The organism is Variovorax sp. 160MFSha2.1 (genome assembly GCF_048305075.1).
GTDB classification, from domain to species: Bacteria; Pseudomonadota; Gammaproteobacteria; order Burkholderiales; family Burkholderiaceae_C; genus Variovorax; species Variovorax guangxiensis.
Window position 1 is genome coordinate 5754182 of sequence record NZ_CP157624.1, and the last position, 17951, is coordinate 5772132.

At 67.3% G+C, this 17951-nt stretch carries 19 protein-coding genes; 7 read left to right on the plus strand and 12 right to left on the minus strand.

Going from position 1 to position 17951, the window contains the following annotated elements; genetic code table 11:
* Positions 1-9: 9 nt before the first annotated feature.
* The 5 genes from ABL838_RS26515 to ABL838_RS26535 are packed head-to-tail and all read right to left on the minus strand — an operon-like array spanning position 10 to position 5017.
* A complete protein-coding gene (locus ABL838_RS26515) occupies positions 10-432 on the minus strand; it encodes a DoxX family protein (RefSeq protein WP_418122679.1) in 423 nt (140 codons plus the stop codon).
* On the minus strand, positions 429-1826 hold the full coding sequence (locus tag ABL838_RS26520; protein WP_418122680.1) for an MFS transporter: 1398 nt from the start codon (positions 1824-1826) through the stop codon (positions 429-431). The genes ABL838_RS26515 and ABL838_RS26520 overlap by 4 nt, the downstream gene beginning before the upstream one ends.
* Positions 1823-3043 carry a 3-hydroxybenzoate 6-monooxygenase gene (locus ABL838_RS26525; RefSeq protein WP_126025602.1) on the minus strand — a complete coding sequence of 407 codons (1221 nt, stop codon included), beginning with the start codon at positions 3041-3043 and terminating at the stop codon, positions 1823-1825. Before ABL838_RS26525 ends, ABL838_RS26520 begins: the two co-directional genes overlap by 4 nt.
* Before the next feature lies 1 nt (position 3044).
* Entirely contained in the window at positions 3045-4016 is a 972-nt protein-coding gene (locus tag ABL838_RS26530; RefSeq protein ID WP_418122681.1) for an amidohydrolase family protein, read from the minus strand.
* Positions 4017-4024: 8 nt separating this feature from the next.
* The gene (locus tag ABL838_RS26535) at positions 4025-5017 is read right to left on the minus strand and encodes a Bug family tripartite tricarboxylate transporter substrate binding protein (protein ID WP_369660853.1); all 993 of its coding nucleotides are present in this window, start codon (positions 5015-5017) and stop codon (positions 4025-4027) included.
* Between the two features lie 74 nt (positions 5018-5091).
* Between ABL838_RS26535 and ABL838_RS26540 the strand changes: the two genes are divergently transcribed.
* Positions 5092-5541, plus strand: a complete 450-nt coding sequence (locus ABL838_RS26540) for a MarR family winged helix-turn-helix transcriptional regulator (RefSeq protein WP_418122684.1) — start codon at positions 5092-5094, stop codon at positions 5539-5541.
* 24 nt (positions 5542-5565) lie between these two features.
* On the opposite strand, the gene rtcA is transcribed toward ABL838_RS26540, so the two are convergent.
* The 6 genes from rtcA to ABL838_RS26570 all read right to left on the minus strand — a co-directional run bounded on the left by rtcA (position 5566) and on the right by ABL838_RS26570 (position 11886).
* Positions 5566-6603, minus strand: a complete 1038-nt coding sequence (rtcA, locus tag ABL838_RS26545) for an RNA 3'-terminal phosphate cyclase (RefSeq protein WP_418122686.1) — start codon at positions 6601-6603, stop codon at positions 5566-5568.
* On the minus strand, positions 6596-7450 hold the full coding sequence (locus ABL838_RS26550; protein WP_369660851.1) for a nucleotidyltransferase domain-containing protein: 855 nt from the start codon (positions 7448-7450) through the stop codon (positions 6596-6598). Before ABL838_RS26550 ends, rtcA begins: the two co-directional genes overlap by 8 nt.
* Before the next feature lie 31 nt (positions 7451-7481).
* Positions 7482-8438, minus strand: coding sequence for an MBL fold metallo-hydrolase (locus ABL838_RS26555; RefSeq protein ID WP_165909760.1), 957 nt, complete (start codon positions 8436-8438; stop codon positions 7482-7484).
* Positions 8439-8443: 5 nt separating this feature from the next.
* On the minus strand, positions 8444-9100 hold the full coding sequence (locus ABL838_RS26560; RefSeq protein ID WP_418122687.1) for a zinc-ribbon domain containing protein: 657 nt from the start codon (positions 9098-9100) through the stop codon (positions 8444-8446).
* A 97-nt stretch (positions 9101-9197) separates the two neighbouring features.
* Positions 9198-10427, minus strand: coding sequence for an RtcB family protein (locus ABL838_RS26565; protein ID WP_176663344.1), 1230 nt, complete (start codon positions 10425-10427; stop codon positions 9198-9200).
* A 307-nt stretch (positions 10428-10734) separates the two neighbouring features.
* Complete coding sequence (locus tag ABL838_RS26570) at positions 10735-11886, minus strand: slipin family protein (protein ID WP_369660847.1); 1152 nt, start codon at positions 11884-11886, stop codon at positions 10735-10737.
* Between the two features lie 720 nt (positions 11887-12606).
* On the opposite strand from ABL838_RS26570, the gene rtcR reads away from it, so the two are divergent.
* The 6 genes from rtcR (at position 12607) to ABL838_RS26600 (ending at position 17523) form a co-directional block, all read left to right on the plus strand.
* Complete coding sequence (rtcR, locus tag ABL838_RS26575; RefSeq protein WP_418122689.1) at positions 12607-14211, plus strand: RNA repair transcriptional activator RtcR; 1605 nt, start codon at positions 12607-12609, stop codon at positions 14209-14211.
* Between the two features lie 16 nt (positions 14212-14227).
* Entirely contained in the window at positions 14228-14773 is a 546-nt protein-coding gene (locus ABL838_RS26580) for a 2'-5' RNA ligase family protein (RefSeq protein WP_369660845.1), read from the plus strand.
* A gap of 9 nt (positions 14774-14782) precedes the next feature.
* On the plus strand, positions 14783-15361 hold the full coding sequence (locus ABL838_RS26585; protein WP_418122690.1) for an exonuclease: 579 nt from the start codon (positions 14783-14785) through the stop codon (positions 15359-15361).
* On the plus strand, positions 15358-16218 hold the full coding sequence (locus ABL838_RS26590; protein ID WP_418122691.1) for an alpha/beta hydrolase: 861 nt from the start codon (positions 15358-15360) through the stop codon (positions 16216-16218). Before ABL838_RS26585 ends, ABL838_RS26590 begins: the two co-directional genes overlap by 4 nt.
* An 8-nt stretch (positions 16219-16226) precedes the next feature.
* Positions 16227-17174 (plus strand): ornithine cyclodeaminase family protein, encoded by a 948-nt coding sequence (locus tag ABL838_RS26595; RefSeq protein WP_418122693.1) that lies wholly within the window; start codon positions 16227-16229, stop codon positions 17172-17174.
* Positions 17175-17292: 118 nt separating this feature from the next.
* Positions 17293-17523: a hypothetical protein gene (locus ABL838_RS26600; RefSeq protein WP_126025617.1), complete on the plus strand. Its 231-nt coding sequence runs from the start codon at positions 17293-17295 to the stop codon at positions 17521-17523.
* Positions 17524-17537: 14 nt separating this feature from the next.
* On the opposite strand, the gene ABL838_RS26605 is transcribed toward ABL838_RS26600, so the two are convergent.
* Positions 17538-17900, minus strand: coding sequence for a hypothetical protein (locus ABL838_RS26605; RefSeq protein WP_418122695.1), 363 nt, complete (start codon positions 17898-17900; stop codon positions 17538-17540).
* Between the last annotated feature and the right edge of the window lie 51 nt (positions 17901-17951).

A 17951-nucleotide genomic window follows, 5' to 3' on the forward strand; every position in this document is an offset into this window, starting at 1 on the left:
GTTTTCCGCTCAGCCCCTGGAGCCGGCCCCGCGCTCGACCGTCGAGACGTAGGCGATGAGCACCAGGAAGCCGCCGACCATTGCCACGTTCTTCAGGAAGTTGTTGAGCTGGCCGGCGAACTGGGCCGCGTCGGCCGCCCAGAAGGCATGCGCGGCGAAGGCCGTGGCCAGCGTGAAGAGCGCCAGCGCCGAAGCCACCCATCGCACCTGCCAGCCCGCGATCAGCAGCAGCCCGCCGCCCACTTCGAGCGCGATGGTCAGCGGCAGCACCACGTCGGCCAGCGGAATGCCGAGCTTGCCGAAGTAGCCCAGCGTGGCGCCGTAGGTCAGCAGCTTGCGCACGCCCGCGACCAGGAAGATCACCGCCATCAGCACGCGCGCGGCCAGGACCAGGCCGCTGCGGGCCTGGGCGTTGTTCATCGTTTTCGTCATTTCGTTGCTCCGGAAGATGCCTGGCGCGCGGTGGCGCCGGTGAATTTCAATCGCCCCATGCACAGCACCATGGCGCAGGACAGCAGCGCCGGCACGGCCGCCGCGAAGAAGAGCGCGCTGTTGCTCCAGTGCAGCCCGATGAGCCAGCCCGCCAGCACCGGCCCCGCGATGGAACCCGCGCGGCCGATGCCCAGGCTCCAGCCCATGCCGGTGGCGCGCACCGTCGTCGGGTAGACGCCCGAGGCCAGCGCGATGAGCGCCGGCTGCGCGCCGACCACGCAGAAGCCGCTGACCGCAACCACCGCGAGCAACAGCAGCAGGGGCAGCGCCGGCTGGCCGATGACCGCGATGGCCACTGCCGCCACCGCGAACACCGGCACCAGCACGCGGTAGAAGCCCACGCGGTCGATCAGCGGCCCCATCGCCACCGTGCCGACCACGCCGCCCACCTGCAGCAGCGTGCCCACCAGCACGGCGGTGCTCGCGCTGTAGCCTGCTCCGGCCGCGATGGTGGGCAGCCAGTTCGCCAGGAAGAACAGGTTGAGCAGGTTCATGAAGTTGATGCCCCACAGCAGCAGCGTGGCCGGCCCGCGTCCGGCGCGGAACAGCTCGACCACCGGCGCGCCGTCCTGCTTCGCCTCGTGCACCACGTAGCGCGTGCCGGGCCCGGCGGGCACGCCGGGCGCGATGCGGCCCAGCCACTGCTGCACGCGGTCGAGCTTGCGCCCGCGCAGCACCAGGAACTGCATCGACTCGGGCATGTAGCGCCACATGAGCGCGGCGATCAGCAACGGCATCACGCCGCCGAAGACGAACACCGACTGCCAGCCGCCCCAGGGGATGAGCACCGCCGAAATCAACCCGCCCAGCACCGCGCCGCCGGTGAAGCCGCAGGACACCCACATCATCAGCGTGACGCGCCTGCGCTGCGGGCTGTACTCGCTGGCCAGCGCGCTCGCGTTGGCCATGATGCCGCCCAGCCCGATGCCGGTGATGAAGCGCATGGCGAGCAGCTGGTCGAGCGTGTGCGCGAAGGCCGTGGCCAGCATGCACAGCGCGAAGAACACCGTGGCGCCCAGCAGCACCGGGCGCCGGCCGATGCGGTCCGCGCAGACGCTCAGCACCAGCGAGCCGACCAGCATGCCGAGCAGGCCGGCGCCGAACACCGGGCCCAGCGCGGCCTTCTCGATGCCCCAGGCCTGCACGATGGCGGGCGCGACGAAGCCCATGGCCTGCACATCGAAGCCGTCCATGACGACCGCGCAGCCGACCAGCAGAAGAATCCATTTCTGGAAGGCGCTGACGGGGTGGCTGTCGATCAGGGCCGGTATGTCGATCGTCGCAGCGGCCGCGCCGCCGCCGCCCGCCTCGATGGATGCCGAGTCGATCTTCACGCGCCAGCCCCGTCGCTGTCGGCGAGGCAGCTCGCGGCGGTCCATCCGTAGAGCCATTCGAGCGCGTCGTAGAAGCGCTCCTGCGGCCTGCCGGTCCACATGCTGTTGCGCACCAGCCGCTCCACGCCCTTGGCATGGTAGATGCGGCCCATCTCCCGCGCCGACAGAACCACCCGCGCGGTGCGGGCGACGCGGGATCGCTCGTACAGCGCGAGCGCTCGTGTCCAGTCACCGCCTTCGCGCCGCAGGGCCAGGCCCAGCGTCACCGCGTCCTCGCAGGCCATGCACGCGCCCTGGGCCAGGTACTGCACCATCGGGTGTGCCGCATCGCCCAGCAGCGTGGCGCGTCCGAAGGTCCATTGTTCGATGGGGTCGCGGTCGGCCGTGGAGTAGCGCTTCCAGGCCTTCGGGATGCGCAGCAGTTGCTGCACCTGCTCGCAGGTCGAGCGGAAGTAGCGCTGCACTTCGGCCGGGTCGCCGTCCATCGAGCCCCATTCTTCCGGCTGGTCGCTGTGGAAGGTGACGGCGATGTTGAACTTGTCGCCGCCTTTCAGCGGGTAATGCACCAGATGGCAGTTGGGGCCGACCCAGATGCAGGGCGCTGTGAAGCGCAGCGCTTCGGGAAAGTCAGCCGTGTCGACCACAGCGCGGAACACCACATGGCCCGAGACGCGGATGCTGTCGCCCACGTACTGCTGGCGCACCGCCGAGCGCACGCCGTCGCAGCCGATCACGGCCTGGCCCTCGTGGCGGCCGCCCTGGGCATCGATGAGCGTCACGCCGCCTTCGTCCTGCTCGATGTGCACCACCTTGGTCGAGGTGAGGAACTCGATGCCCTCGGTGGTCGCCTTCACGCCTTCGAGCAATGCGCCGTGGATGTCGGCACGGTGGATCACCGCATAGGGGTTGCCGAAGCGCTCGCGGAAGCGCTCCGACAGCGAGATGCCCGCCACGCGCTTCGCGTCGATGGCGTCGAACATCACCATCTCTTCGGTGTAGACCGCCTTGGCGCGCAGGTTCGCGCCAACGCCCAGCGCATCGCAGGCCGCGAAGGCATTGGGGCTGAGCTGGATGCCCGCGCCGATCTCGCCGATCTGGCCGGCCTGCTCGATCACCTTCACGCGGTAGCCCTCGCGCACCAGCGCCAGCGCCGCGGCGAGCCCGCCGATGCCGCCGCCGGACACGAGCACGGGGCGGTTGTCTTTGTGCCGGCTCATGTCACTTCAGCCCGAAGAGCTTGACCGCGTTGTCGCGGCCGATCTTGCGGCGGTCGTTCTCGCTGATCTCGCACCTGTCGAACCAGCGCGCCGCGTCCTCGTGCTTCTCGAACGGGTAGTCGACCGAATACATGATGCGGTCCGCGCCCACCTCGAGCATGGTCGACAGCAGCGTGGGCGTGCGGAAGTTGCCGCTGGTCGTGATGTGGACGTTGCTTCGCAGGTAGTCGCCGATCTCCCTGTCGCAGGGCATGCCGCGGCGGCCCTTGCGCAGGATGTGGTCCACGCGCCAGATGTTGAACGGGATGCCTTCGCCAAAGTGGCCGAGGATCATCTGCAGCTCCGGATGGCGGTCGAAGAGGCCGCTCGAGAGCAGTCGCAGCGCGTGGATGCCCGTTTCCACCGCGAAGGCCCAGGTCGGTCCGGTGAGCCAGTGCGCGCCTTCGTAGATGGGCTCGCGGCCGAGCAGCGGATCGCGCGGGTGCATGTAGAAGGGCTTCTTCAGCGCCGCGGCCACGGCCCAGAAATCGGCGAAGCGCGGATCGTCGTAGTAGACGACGGTGTTCTCGTCTCCCACCTGCGAGAAGCCGTTGACCAGGAAGCCGTGAAAGCCCAACTGCGTGACGCAGCGTTCCAGCTCGCGCGCGGCAGCCTGCGGGTTCTGCATGGGCAGCGCGGCGAAACCGCCGAAGCGCGTCGGGTGGCGGGCGATCTGCTCGGCAAGCACGTCGTTGGCGCGGCGGGCCACGTCGATGGCGCGCTGTGCGTCGGGAATGCCCTGCACCGCCGGCGAGTTGAGCGAGAGGATGGACAGCTCGGTGCCCCACTCGTCCATCTGCTCGATGCGCTGCTGCTCGAAGTCGAACAGGTTGCTCTTCAGCGTCTGCCACACCTCTGGGCGGGCGTAGACCTGCGAGTCGCCGATGGTCAGGTCGATCGCGAAATGCTCTTCGAGCGCAATCTTGTTCTTCATTGGGGAAATCACTCCGGTTTGATGTTGAGCTTGTCCAGCACGTCCTGCCAGGTCTTGCGGTCCTCGGCGATGTAGCGCGCCAGCTGTTCGGGGGTGCCGGGCCTCGGGTAGGTGCCGAGCTCGCGCGACTTGGCCACCACGTCGGGCAAGAGCAGGGCTTCGTTCATGTCCTTGTTGAGCCTGGCGAGCACCTGCGGATCGACGCCTTTCTTCGCGATGACGGCGAACCAGCCGTGCGCGACGGCGCCGGGTACTGTCTTGCTCGCTAGCGGGAACTGCTCCAGCCCGGCTTCCACGCGGTCGCCCATGCTGGCCAGCACGCGCATGCGGCCGCCCTGCACGTTGCCGGCGACCACGTTGTAGGTCTCGACCATCATCTGGGTCTGGCCGCCCAGCGTGGCCTGCATGGCCTGCGCACCGCCCGGGTAGTGCACTTCGAGGAACTGCGCGCCCGACTGCAGGCCCAGCAGCGCCGACGCGAGGTGCGGCGCCGTGCCGCGTCCGTTGTCGGCCACCTCGATGCCCTGCGGCCTGGCACGCGCGGCGGCGATGAAGTCGGCCAGTGTCTTGTACGGCGAATTGGCGGGCACCGCGAGCATGAAAGGCGCGACGGCCGCGAGCGTGACGGGCACGAAGTCGCGGTTGAAGTCGTAGCTCACGCCCCTGATGGTGCTGGGCGCCACCGAGATCGCCGAGCCCTGCACGAAGCCGAAGGTGTAGCCGTCGGTCGGTGCCGCGAGGATCGCGTTCATGCCGATCACGCCGCTGCCGCCGGGCTTGTTGTCGACGATCACCCCCTGCCCCCACTTCTCGCCGAGCCTGGCGCCGACGTGGCGGATCAGCACGTCGGGCGCGGAGCCCGCCGGAAACGGCACCACGAAGCGCACGGCCTGCGACGGCCATTTCGCCGCGCCCTGCGCATGAGCCGGCGGCAGCGCCGACAGCAGGGAAAGTGAAACGGCCCATGCGATGGCACCGCGGCGGGAAGGCGTCCGGCTCATTTTCATCTCCATATTTGCTTGATTATTCAAGTAATTGCGGCGGACTATATACTTGATTGTTCAAGCATGTCTAGATGAAAACCCTCCCCCAAGACCACGACCTCGAGAAGGCCATCCCCTTCCTCCTCGCACGCGCCGGCGCTCGCATGGGCAATGCCTTCGCGAAGGCGCTCAAACCCTACGGACTGAGCCTGAGCGAATGGCGTGTTTGCGCCTCGCTGCAGCACACGCCGCGGCAGACGCTGTCGGAACTGGCCACGCACGCATCGACCGACCTGTCGGCGCTGTCGCGCATCGTCGACCGGCTGGTTTCGCATGAACTGGTGGCGCGCGAGAAGTGCGACACCGACAAGCGAGCGGTACGCATCGCGCTCACCGAGCGCGGCCTTGCGTTGACGCTGGAGCTGATTCCGCTCGCGCAGCACTACGAGGCCGTCGCGACCTCGGACTTCACTGCAGCCGAAGTGAAGACACTGCGCGCGATGCTGCTGCGCCTGTACGCGAACGCCACGCCGCTCGCCTGAGCGGATGGCACCCGTTTGCCTGCTTCAGGCAGGCGAGACCTGCACCGTGCAGGCCTGGCGGCTCTCGGCGATCGCGAAGCGCACCGGCAGGAAGCGCTCGATCACCGCGCAGTTGGTACGCGTGTGCTCCGTCACCTCGCTGCAGGTGAAGGCGCCGGCCTTCCTGCTTTGCCACGCGGCGAGCGCCAGCAGCAGCGCCAGCTGGTCCGCCAGGTGCGGACCGACAGCCGCCTCGCTCTTCTGGAAAGAGCGCAGTTCCTTCACCAGCCCATGCGCGACCTGCTCTGCGCTCAGCGACTTCTCGCCGAAGGCGGTGAACACCTCCGTCACGTGCTCGTAAGCCAGCGTGGCCAGCAGCGCGTTGCCCGGGCCTTCGTTCTGGCGCACCGAGCCGAAGCGCAGTTGCTCGCCCGACCAGCCCATCGCGCCACCCAGCGTGTCGAGCTCGCGCGTCGGCACATGGCGCGGGATGCCCGGCGCCAGGCACTCCGCATAGCTCGACAGATGCGAGCCGCGCGCCATCAGGTCGAAGGGCTGCAGCGCACCAGCCGCAGGCACGATGGCCGCCTCGACCTCGCCGCCGCCGGCCGGATAGAAACCGCAGCGGCGCAGCGTCAGCTGCAGGTCGGCGCCGAGCCGGCGCACCAGCGGCGCGAACGCGCGCTCCAGGAAGTGGAACGGCGGCGCCATCGGGTTGTGCGTGCCGCCGCTCAGATGCACGCGGCTCTGCGCGCCGGCCAGCAGCAGCGGCGGCAGCACGGTCTGCAGCACCAGCATGCAGCTGCCGGCGCCCGAGATCGCGAAGCGATACTCGCCCGCGCGCACTGCGCCGGGCACGAAACGCAGCGACTGCGAACCGAGCTCGGCGCCATCGACTTCCGCGCCGCTGATCGCGGCCGCCGCGTTCACGCACGCGAGGTGCTGGCGCATCAGGCCCGGCTTGGCGCGGCCTGCGCGGATCTTCTCGATGGACATGGGCTGGCCCGTGACCATCGACAGCGCGAGGCTGGTGCGCAGGATCTGGCCGCCGCCCTCGCCTTGGGACCCGTCGAGTTCAACCATGCGCGGCCTCCTTCTCGCTCTTCTTCGCTTCGAAACGCAGGACCGTTTCGTACAGGAAGGCATCGAGGCCGGCCTGCTCGGACTGCGGCAGCGGCGTCACCGGTTGCGCGGCATTGGCTGCCAGCTCCGACTCGATGAATGCATGGATGCCGGGCCAGCGCGGGCTGGTCGCGGCCTCGCCGGCGCGCATCTTCACTTCGAGCAGCGCGTTGATCTCGCCGATCAGCGCGGCGTCGCGCACCGGGTCGAGCGTGCGCTGCGCAAGGTCGGCGAAGCGCATAGGCGGCACACCTGGCTGCGAGCGGATCCAGCGCGCGGCCAGCAGCGGGCGAAGCACGTAGAGGTATTTCTTGTAGCGCACCTCGTCGGCCTGCAGGTGCTCGCGGAAGTTCTTCTTTGCCATCGAGCTGTAGTGGTGCCAGCCGCGCGCGTTGGAGAACACCGCCTCCGACAGTTCGCGAAAGCGCGGCATCGCCGTCGCGTCGTCGCGGTACACGACAGGCGAGCGCAGCCATTCGAGCAGCGTCGGGTTCGACTCGCGCATCAGGCCCAGGGCTTTGCGCAGGTCCCATCCGTTGATGTCGAGGTCGCCGCTGATCGGCACCTCGATCACGTCGCGGCGCGGCGCCACCGTGAGATACCACGGCAGGCGGTTGACGTAGATGAAGCGCACGTCATAGTCGCTGTCGGGCGAGGCGAAGCCCCAGCCTCGGCTGCCGGATTCGCAGGCGAACAGCACGCTCACGTCGTGCTTCGCCTCGATGTCGCGCAGGGCCTCCATGATCTGCGCGCGCATGGCAGGCTCGATCGGATGGGCGGAGCGCAGGAATTCTTCTTCGGTACTCATCTTCGATTCTTCTTTCTTCTTCTTTCTCTCGTCAGGCCCGCGTGACGGTCACCTTGCCGGCACTGTCGAGCTCGTAAACATCAAGGTCGTTGGCCAGGAACGCATGGCCGCGGTAGTGCGCCTGCGTCTCGGCCATCAGCGCCGCCATGCCTTCCCCGTTCTGGTGGCGCGCGCTGAAGTGCGTGAGGATCAGATTCGGCACTTCGACGGACTGCGCGAACTCGGCCAGCAGGCGCGCCGAGCTGTGCATCGGCCCGGGGCCGACCTTGTCGAGCGCGTCCTGCGTGAACGTGGCTTCATGCACCAGCAGCTGCGCGCCCTGGCAGGCTTCATGGAGCATCGCCGGCTCGGCGTTGTCTCCGCCGAGCACGGCGACGGCCGTGTCGACCTGCGTATCCACGAAATCAGCGCTGTGCAGCGTCTCGCCGTTGAATGACACATCCTCGCCGTTCTGAAGCGCACGCCATGCCGGACCGGGCGGCAGTCCGACAGCCCGCAGCGCCTCGGCCTTGAGCCGCACGCGCCGCGTCTCGACCTGCACGCGATAGGCGTGGCTCGGCACGCGATGCCGCAGCACGTGGCGCTCGATGCGCAAACCGGGCATGTCGTACACCAGCGCTTCGTTCTCCAGATCGACATGCTCCACCTCGTAGGGCAGATGCAGGTCGGTCAGCCGTCGCGTGGCCTCGAACCATTCCCACACCGGCAGCGGCGCGATCAGCTTCAGCGGCTTCGTGCGCTTGCCCATGCCGGCACTCGCGAGCAATCCCGGCAGGCCATAGCAATGGTCGCCATGCACATGCGTGATGCAGACGGCGGCCAGGTCGTTCAGCGACAGCGGGGTCTGCAGCACGCGGTGCTGCGTACCCTCGCCGCAATCGACCAGGAACCAGTCGGCGCCAAGCACCGTCTGCACCGCAAGCCCGGAGACGTTGCGGTGGCGCGTGGGGGTGCCGGAAGAGGTCCCCAGGAAAGTCAGTTTCATCATCGTCGTCAAGGCCATCGCTCCCTGTTCAGCAGCGCGCTCCTTGCCGCATCGGCGGCAACGCGCTCCCAGGCAAAGTATCGGCGACCTCCCTCGGGACGAGCCGCCATCAACTCATGCAGCTTCGCGAGGTTCGCTTCGCCTCCCCAGCGAGCCATGGTCTGGATCGCCACGACGCGCAGGCTCCACCATTTGCTTTCAAGCGCAGCCTCGATTTCGGTGACGGCGCTCGCGGTCGGTTTTGCATCGCCCAGCGCACGAAGGCGATCCGTCTGCTCGCGCAGGAGGCTCGCACCCGGCGGCGCGTTGCGCAGACGCTCGCGCCGTGCGCGCCGACATGCGAGGCATCGCACGGCGCGGCTATCGATATGCCCGTGCACGACCTCGTACCACCACTTCTGCTGCTTGGCCGTCCACACTTCTTCAGCGCCGCAATCGCGGCAGGTGAAGGGGCGGGCTGCATAGAACGCAGGCAGCACACCATAGGTGTTGTTGTATTGCTCCAGGACGAACCGATCAGCCGGCTCGCAGCCGAGCGCGGACCCGAAATCGGGCTGCGGCAGGCGAACATCTTTCTCGCGCAGATGCGCGGCCGACGCTGCTGCGGCTCGCTCGAGGCGCCGCGCCTTGATCTCGGCACGGCGCTGCTTGTTGCTCTTCTTCATCTCTCGGACCTTTCCCAAACGCGAGGTGCCGCGAAGGAGGGCCCGAGCCCTCCTCCCTACGTCACCCCAGCCATGAGGCCGTGCACCGGCCTCGAATTCATCCCTTCACGCATACGACCTGCTTGAGCGTGTAGACCACCTCCACCAGGTCCTTCTGCGCATCCATCACCGCGTCGATGTCCTTGTAGGCCATCGGAATCTCGTCGATCACGTCGGCGTCCTTTCGGCATTCCACGCCTTCGGTCGCGGCGATCTGGTCGGCCACCGTGTAGAGCTTCTTGGCCTTGGTACGGCTCATCTTTCGACCGGCGCCGTGGCTGCAGCTCATGAAGCTCTCGGGGTTGCCCTTTCCGCGCACGATGTAGCTCTTGGCGCCCATGCTGCCGGGGATGATCCCCAGCTCGCCGGCCTTGGCACTCACCGCGCCCTTGCGGGTCACGAGCACGTCTTCGCCGAAGTGCGTTTCGCGGCTCACGTAGTTGTGGTGGCAGTTCACCGCTTCCACGTGCGCTTCGAACGGCTTGGTGATGACCTTGCGCGCGGCCGCGACCACGCGCTGCATCATCACTTCGCGGTTCGCTCGCGCGAACTTCTGGGCCCAGCCCACCGCGCGCACGTAGTCGCCGAAGTACTTAGCGCCTTCCTCGAAGTACGCCAGGTCCTGGTCGGGCAGATTGCGCTGATGCTGCTCGGCGTCCTTCTTCGCGAGTTCGATGAAGTGCGTGCCGATGGCGTTGCCCACACCGCGCGATCCCGAGTGCAGCATGAACCACACGGAACCCGCCTCGTCCAGGCATACCTCGATGAAGTGGTTGCCCGTACCCAGCGTTCCCAGGTGCTTGTGGTTGTTGGTGTTCTTCAGGCGCGGGTAGTCCTCGCAGATCGCGTCGAACTCGTCCACCAGTCCGGCCCAGGCCACGTCGGTCTCGTTGGGAGGCGTCTCCCACGAACCCTTGTCGCGGCCCATGCGCTTGGGGTTCGAGCCGTGCGGCACGGCCTTCTCGATCGCCGAGCGCAGCGGCGCCAGGTTGTCGGGCAGGTCGTTGGCATGCAGCGTGGTCTTGCACGCCATCATTCCGCAGCCGATGTCCACGCCCACCGCGGCCGGGATGATGGCCTTGAAGGTCGGGATCACCGAACCCACCGTTGCGCCGATGCCGTAGTGCACGTCGGGCATGGCCGCGATGTGCTTGAACACGATGGGCAGGCGGGCGGCGTTCTCGAGCTGCTTCTGCGCCTCGTCTTCCACTGGCACGCCGCGGGTCCACATCTTCACGGGAACGCCGTTGGCGACTTCGTGCAGGTTGTAGTTCTTGCTCTGTTCCATTTTTCTTTCTCTCTCTCTTTGCTATCTATCTATTCATTCTTCACGAACGACTGGTGGACACGGCGGGATTCGAACTCGCATCAATACGGCGACCGTGGTGTTTCAATCCAGCGGCCCAGTCGACGATTGGAAACGCGCGCCAGTGACAGACCCGTCATCGGAGCCAGCACCTGCATCCTCAACCTTGCTCGTCGACCGACTTGCCCGCCGCATCCGGTGCTACCCGGACTGCCGGCAATATCAACATTTTTGGCAGTGGCGCTCCCTTCTGTGCCTGCGTGCCCGTATCCCTTTTTTCCTTCAGAACTCAGGAACCGTTCGGCCGAAGCGTCACCAGTCCGTTGAGCACCTGGTCCAGACCGCCGACCACCGAGATCTTGTCGATCCGCTCGGCCACGCGTTCCAGCGTTTCAAGTTCCTTCATCCGCAACGCGACGGGGTTGCCCTCCATCACCTTGGCGGTGTTCAGCAGCGAGCGCGTGGCCGCGGTTTCCTCGCGGCGACGGATCACGTTGGCCTGGGCCGACTTCTCGGCCTCCACCACCTGCGCAAGGATGGTCTTCATCTCACCCGGCAGGATGATGTCCTTCACGCCCACGCTTTCCAGCACGACTCCCGAGCCTTCCAGCCGCTCGCGCACCTGCGCCAGCACGGTCTGGTCGATGGCTGCCTTGTTCTCCAGCAGCGCGTCGAGCGTCTGCTCGCCGACCGCGGCACGCAGACCGAACTGCAGCTCGCGGTACACGTGCTCCGCCGGCTTGGGCATCTGCGCCATGGCCTGCCGCACGTCGAGGAAACGCCATACCGCCGACAGGTTCAGCCGCAGTCCCACCTTGTCGCGGGTCAGGATCTCCTGGCCGCTCACTTCGGCGATCTGCGAACGCAGGTCCACGGAGGTCACCGACACCTGACGGTTGAAGCGCCAGAAACCGTGGTTTCCAGGCGGCAGCAAGGCCTGCATCTGCCCTTCGAGCGTCAGCACACCGGCATGGAACTCTGGCACCTGCACCAGCAGTACGCCCTCGAGCCCCTGCACCGCGCGCGGACGCAAGGCCACGCTCTGCAGCTTTGCCAGCAACTCGGCCGGCAGACGCGCATCGGCGGAAACATCGATCACGTCGATGCGCTGCTCGCGCAGCCCACGCCAGTAGAGCTTGCGGGTAGAGGGCGGCAGGATCTGCACAAGCACGCCCTCCTCATGACGCAGGCCGACCTGGGTTTCGCCCAGCGACACCTGCACGAACTCGCGTTCGACCAGCTCCGGCTCGCGTGCCAGGAAGTAGTCGGCCAGCTCGTGCTCGAACACCGGCTCGGCGAGCGAGAAGCGTTGCAGCTGGACGGTGTCGAAGCCCGCGAACACGCGGTGCTTTCCCGGTCCGAGCAGTCGCTCGAAGTCGCCGTTGCGCAGCAGCAGTGCGCGTTCGTTCTTCTTGATGGTGTATTGGTTGAAGCCCAGCATTCTTTTTCTCCTCTTTGTTCGGTTCGACTGTTCGTTTCGTTCTCGTCGGCCAGTCGTCATTCATCCATTCATTCAATCCAGGCCCTCGAAAGGGCAGGCGGCGGACACTGCGGCGGTCAAGGCCTGTCATGCGGCGGTCGCGCGGTTCGGTAGGTGCCTCCCGTCGTTGCATCGCAACGTCCTCACCTCCCTTGCCGTCGATGGCCACACGCAGTTCCTTGCCACGCACGCGGTGCGCAAGCCGCCTGCGCTTGGCACTGTGTCGCGCGCCGCAAGGCTTTGAGGGCCTTGCGCCGTCGCTCCGGTGTGCCGGGGCGGGGGGCTTTCGCCCCATCAGATGGCGGTGCGAGCACCGCCAGGGTTTTTCGCGGGAATCGAACCCACAACGCCGTGCGGTTGGCACGGTGCTCAACCATGAGCAGAACTGAAACAAGTTCAGTTGCCAGCCAGTTCAACAGCGGCATACCGCGAGCCCAAGACAGGATCTGGCCTGCGGCACCGGGCCGCTTTCACGCGGCACCTGCGAGCGGATGAACTGCATCCGACGGGTTGTCTATTGCACCCAGCGTGCCAGGCGACGGCGAGAGAGGCAAAAAAGCGTTCGAAACTCACGCAAGCCGTTGATATGAATAGACAAATTCTTCTTTATCGACCGGTGCACGTCATATTCGATCTGCTAGAATTCAACCGATTTCTATAAATTTAGCTAGATCTTTATTCATGAAGCCAATCGTCGTCATCGGCTTCCTCGGCACCCAGCTCGATGCCGGCCAGGGCGCGGGCCGCTGGAACAAGTGGCGCCCCACCGTCTCGCTCGCTCAGCACGAGGACATGGTCGTCTCGCGCATGGAGTTGCTCTACACGCTGCGGCACAAAGCGCTGGCCGAGGTGGTGAAGGCTGACATCGCCACCGTGTCGCCGGAGACCACGGTCAACCTCGTGCCGCTCGACCTGGCGGACCCCTGGGACTTCGGCGAGGTCTACACGCGCCTGTACGACTGGGCGCGCGGCTACAGCTTCGACACCGAACGCGAGCAGTACTGGACGCACATCACCACCGGCACGCACGTCGCGCAGATCTGCATGTTCCTGCTGTCCGAATCGCGCGTGGTTCCAGGCGTGCTGGCGCAGACATCGCCGCCGAAGAAGCAGCGAGAGGGCGAAGCCGGCAAGTGCACGCTGATCGACCTCGACCTGTCTCGCTATGACGTGATCGCGCGGCGCTTCGACGCGGAGCAGCGCGACGCGGTCGCCTTCCTGAAGAGCGGCATCGCCACGCGCAACGCGCGCTTCAACGCGCTGATCGACGAAATCGAGCGCGTGGCAGTGCGCTCGCGCGCGCCCATCCTACTGGTGGGGCCGACGGGCGCCGGCAAGTCCTTCCTGGCGCGGCGCATGTTCGAGCTGAAGCAGTCGCGCCACCAGATGACGGGACCTTTCGTCGAAGTGAACTGCGCGACGCTGCGTGGCGACGGCGCGGCCTCCACGCTCTTCGGCCACAAGAAGGGCTCCTTCACGGGCGCCGCCGCCGACCGCGCGGGCCTGCTGCGCACCGCGCACCAGGGAGCCCTTTTCCTCGACGAGATCGGCGAGCTCGGCCTCGACGAGCAGGCGATGCTGCTGAAGGCCATCGAGGAGAAGCGCTTCTTCCCCGTGGGTGCCGACAAGGAGGTGGAAAGCGACTTCCAGCTGATCGCCGGCACCAACCGCGACCTGCGCAGCGACGTGGCCGAGGGACGCTTTCGCGAAGACCTGTTCGCGCGCATCAACCTCTGGACCTACGACCTGCCCGGCCTCGCGCAGCGGCCGGAGGACATCGAGCCCAACGTCGACCATCTGCTGGCCCTCCACGCCGCCGAGAACAACCGCGTGGTGCGCTTCAACGCCGAGGCGCGCGCCGCCTACCTGCGCTTCGCGCAAAGCGGCGAGGCGATCTGGAGCGGCAACTTCCGCGACCTGTCTGCCAGCGTGACACGGCTGGCCACGCTGGCCGACGGCGGACGCATTCCGGTCGCGCTGGTGGAAGCCGAGATCGCGCGGCTGCGCTGGCTGTGGAAGCACGCGGGCGCCGTACCGCCCACTACCGAAGGCGTGGATCTCGATGCCCTGCTCGGCGAGGAACGCAGCGCAGCGCTCGACCTGTTCGATCGCCTGCAGCTCGAAGCAGTGGTGCGCGTCTGCCGTCAGTCGCGCAGCCTGTCGGATGCAGGCCGACAGCTCTTCCAGGCTTCGCGCGCGCAGCGCAGCGTGGTGAACGACGCCGACCGGCTGCGCAAGTACCTCGCCAAGCACGGCCTGGAATGGGGCCGGATCGCGAACGCCTGAGCTATCCTCCGCCGCCATGGCCATCTCCGCATTCGCCGTGAAGGTTCCCGCCGCCGAGCCCATGGTGGGCGATCTGCGCCGCCTCTACGACGCCACCGTGGCCCTCGGAGTGCCTGCACACATCACGGTGCTCGTTCCTTTCATGGACCCGGCGCGAATCACGCCCGAAGTCCTGGAGCGTGCGAGGCTGGCCTTGAATCGGACGACTTCGTTCTCCTTCACGCTGAACAGGGTCGGGCGTTTTCCGGAAACCGCGTACCTCGCGCCGGAGCCTGCGGCACCTTTCATCGAAATGACGCGAGCGCTCGTGGAAGCGTTTCCCGACTTTCCTCCGTATGGCGGCGAGCACGACAGCATCGTTGCGCATCTGTCGGTTGCGCATGGCAGTGCATCCGATGCGGATGCTGCGGCGGTCGAACTGCAGGCCCGGCTTGCCGCGTCGGGAGCCGTGCATGCGAGTTGCACGGAAGTCGCGCTGATCGAGAACTCGACGGGCAACTGGCGGGACATGCACGTCTTTCATCTGCAGCGTGCAATCCAGCCAATACCCTCCATCCGATAAGAACAACACATGTCAGAAATCTACATAAGCACAGACGTCGAATCCGATGGCCCCATCCCCGGCCCGAACTCGATGCTCAGCTTCGGCTCGGCCGCCTACACGGCCGACAAGCAACTCGTTTCCACATTCAGCGCCAACCTTCACACGCTGCCCGGCGCGCAAGCCGATCCGAAGACCGCCGCATGGTGGAAGACCCAGCCCGAGGCATGGGCCGCCTGCCGCACCGATCTGCAGGACCCGGCCCACGCGATGAAGAACTACGTGAACTGGCTCAAGGGCCTGCATGCGCGGCCGGTATTCGTCGCGTATCCGGCGGGCTTCGACTTTCTCTTCGTCTATTGGTACCTGATGCGGTTCGCGGGCGAGAGCCCGTTCAGCCATTCGGCGCTCGACGTGAAGTCGTTCGCGATGGCGATGCTGAAGCTCGACTACCGCGACAGCACCAAGCGCGCGATGCCGCGCCGCTGGTTCGACGCCGGCCTGCCGCACACGCACGTGGCGCTCGACGACGCCATCGAGCAGGGCGCGCTCTTCTGCAACATGCTCGCGGAAAACCGCGCGGCATCCGCCGGCGGACGGCTTTCATGAAGGGCGGCGCGCTGCGTCGGTGGTTCGCAAGGCTGGCGCTGTGCACGCTGCCGCTCATGCTGGGCGGCTGCGTGCAGTCGATGTTCTATTACCCGGACAGCGTGCGCTACGAGACCCCCGAGGCTCTCGGCATGCGCTACGAGAACGTGCAGTTCGCCAGCGCCGACGGCACACGCCTGAGCGGCTGGTTCCTGCCCGCCGAGAACCGGCAGAACCCGAAGGAGGCCAAGGGCACGGTGGTGCACTTCCACGGCAACGCGCAGAACATGAGCACGCACTGGCGCTTCGTGGCCTGGCTGCCGAAGCGGGACTACAACGTGCTCGTGTTCGACTACCGCGGCTACGGACAGTCGGAAGGCAAGCCAGAGCCCAAGGGCGTCTTCGAGGATTCGAACGCCGCGCTGAACTACGTGCGCTCGCGCAAGGACGTGGACCCCGAACGGCTCTTCGTCTTCGGCCAGAGCCTGGGCGGCACCAACGCGATCGCGGTGGTGGGCTCGGGCAACCGCGCGGGCGTGAAGGCCGCGGCCATCGAGTCGACCTTCTATTCCTACTCGTCGATCGCCAACGAGAAGCTCAGCGGCGCCGGCCTGCTGGTGAGCGACGAGTACGCGGCCTCGAAATACGTGGCGGCCATATCGCCCATTCCGCTGCTGCTGATCCACGGCACGGCCGACCAGGTGATTCCGCCCTCGCACTCCAAGCGGCTGCTGGCCGACGCGCGCGAGCCCAAGCGGCTGATCGAGGCGCCGGGCGCCGCGCATCTCGAACCGATGACGGCCCTGCGCTATGGCGCGGCCTACCGCAAGGCGCTGACCGAGTTCTTCGAGTCGGCACTGCACCCGCTACAGCAATGACGACTGCCATGAAGCATTTCGACGAAGCCGCCACCCGTGCGCCGCTGGCCTTCGACCGGCTGGTACCCGCGCTGCGCGCGGCCTTCGCGGCGGGCGCCCAGGTGCCGCCGCGCCACGTGCACGCCATCGACACCACAGCCGGCGCCAGCGGCAGGGGCACCGTGCTCATCATGCCGGCATGGAGCGACGCGGGCTTCCTCGGCATCAAGACGATCAACATCTTCCCTGGCAACAGCGAGCGCGGACTGCCCGGCCTGCATGCGACCTACGTGCTGTACGACGCGTGCACCGGCGTGCCGCTGGCGATGATGGACGGCAACGAGATCACCGCGCGCCGCACGGCCGCGGCCTCGGCGCTGGGCGCGTCGTTCCTGGCGCGCGCCGATGCGCGCCGGCTGCTGGTGCTGGGCACCGGCCGCATCGCACGCATGCTGCCCGCCGCGCATGCGAGCGTGCGGCCCATCGACGAACTGTGGGTGTGGAACCACCGGCCGGAAGGCGCGCAAGCGCTGGCCGCCCAATGGCGCGCCGAGGGCTGGAACGCGCGGGCGGCAACGGATCTGGAAGCCGCCGTGCGTCAGGCCGACATCGTGAGCTGCGCCACGCTGGCCACCTCGCCGCTGGTGCGCGGCGAGTGGCTGGCACCGGGCTCGCACCTGGACCTGATCGGCAGCTTCACGCCCGCGATGCGCGAAGCCGACGCCCGGTGCTTCGACGGCGCCCTGACCTGGGTCGACACCGAGGAGGCGCTGCAGAAATCCGGTGACCTGCTCGACGCGATGGCCGCCGGCACGCTGCGCGCGGAGGAGGTGCAGGGCACGCTGGCGATGCTGTGCCGCGGGGAGCACCCTGGCCGCACGAACGATGCCGGGCGCACCGTGTTCAAGGCCGTCGGCAGCGCGCTGGAAGACCTGGCCGCTGCCACGCTCGTGTGGCAATCAGGCGACGCCATCTAATACTTATGGCTTGTTTTCCGCTGTGTTTTCCTACATCCGGATACGTCTTGTAGCCAATAGCGCACGCAGCGCATCGCGAGTACCGTGCTCCTCACGCCATCGAATCGGGGGGCACGACATGCTGAGCACCGAACACAAAGCCAACATCCTGCGCAAGGCCGGATACACCGTGCCCGCAGGTCCGGGAAACCCCAACAGCCCCTACCAGACGGCCCAATGCTGGGCGAAAGCGATCGACACGCTCTACGTGACGTACGCCGCCAGCCGCGCAGCCAAGAGCCTGCGCGACGCGGAAGAGGCCCGGATGCTGGCGCTGCTGCAACTGCGCTCGGCCAAGGCCTGGGCCTGACGGCCCGTGCAGCCTCAGGGCTTCTTCTGCTTTTCGGGCGCGTCGCCGCTGCCGCCGCGCGAGAGCTGGCCCGCCTTCATGGCCTCGCGGTTCGCCGCACGGCGCTTGGCCGCGGCGGCCAGGCGCTCTTCCCTCGACATCTTCGGTGCGGTCGTCGCGCGCACCTCGCCCTCCTGCATCTGCGGCCCACGGGCGGCGGCTGCGCCATCCGCGCGGCGCTCCTTGCGAGCCTCGGCGCGCTCCGCCCTGGTGGTGGGCGCCGTGGGCCGCGCCTTGCCCTGCGCCGGATCGGCTTCGCCGGAAGACTGGGCGGACGCCACTTGCACGACCATCATCTGAGCCAGGGCCAGGCAAGCCGGCACGAGCATTTTTTTCATTGCGATGACCTTTCAGCACCCGCGACGGCACGGGGCCGGGGCATTGTGGTC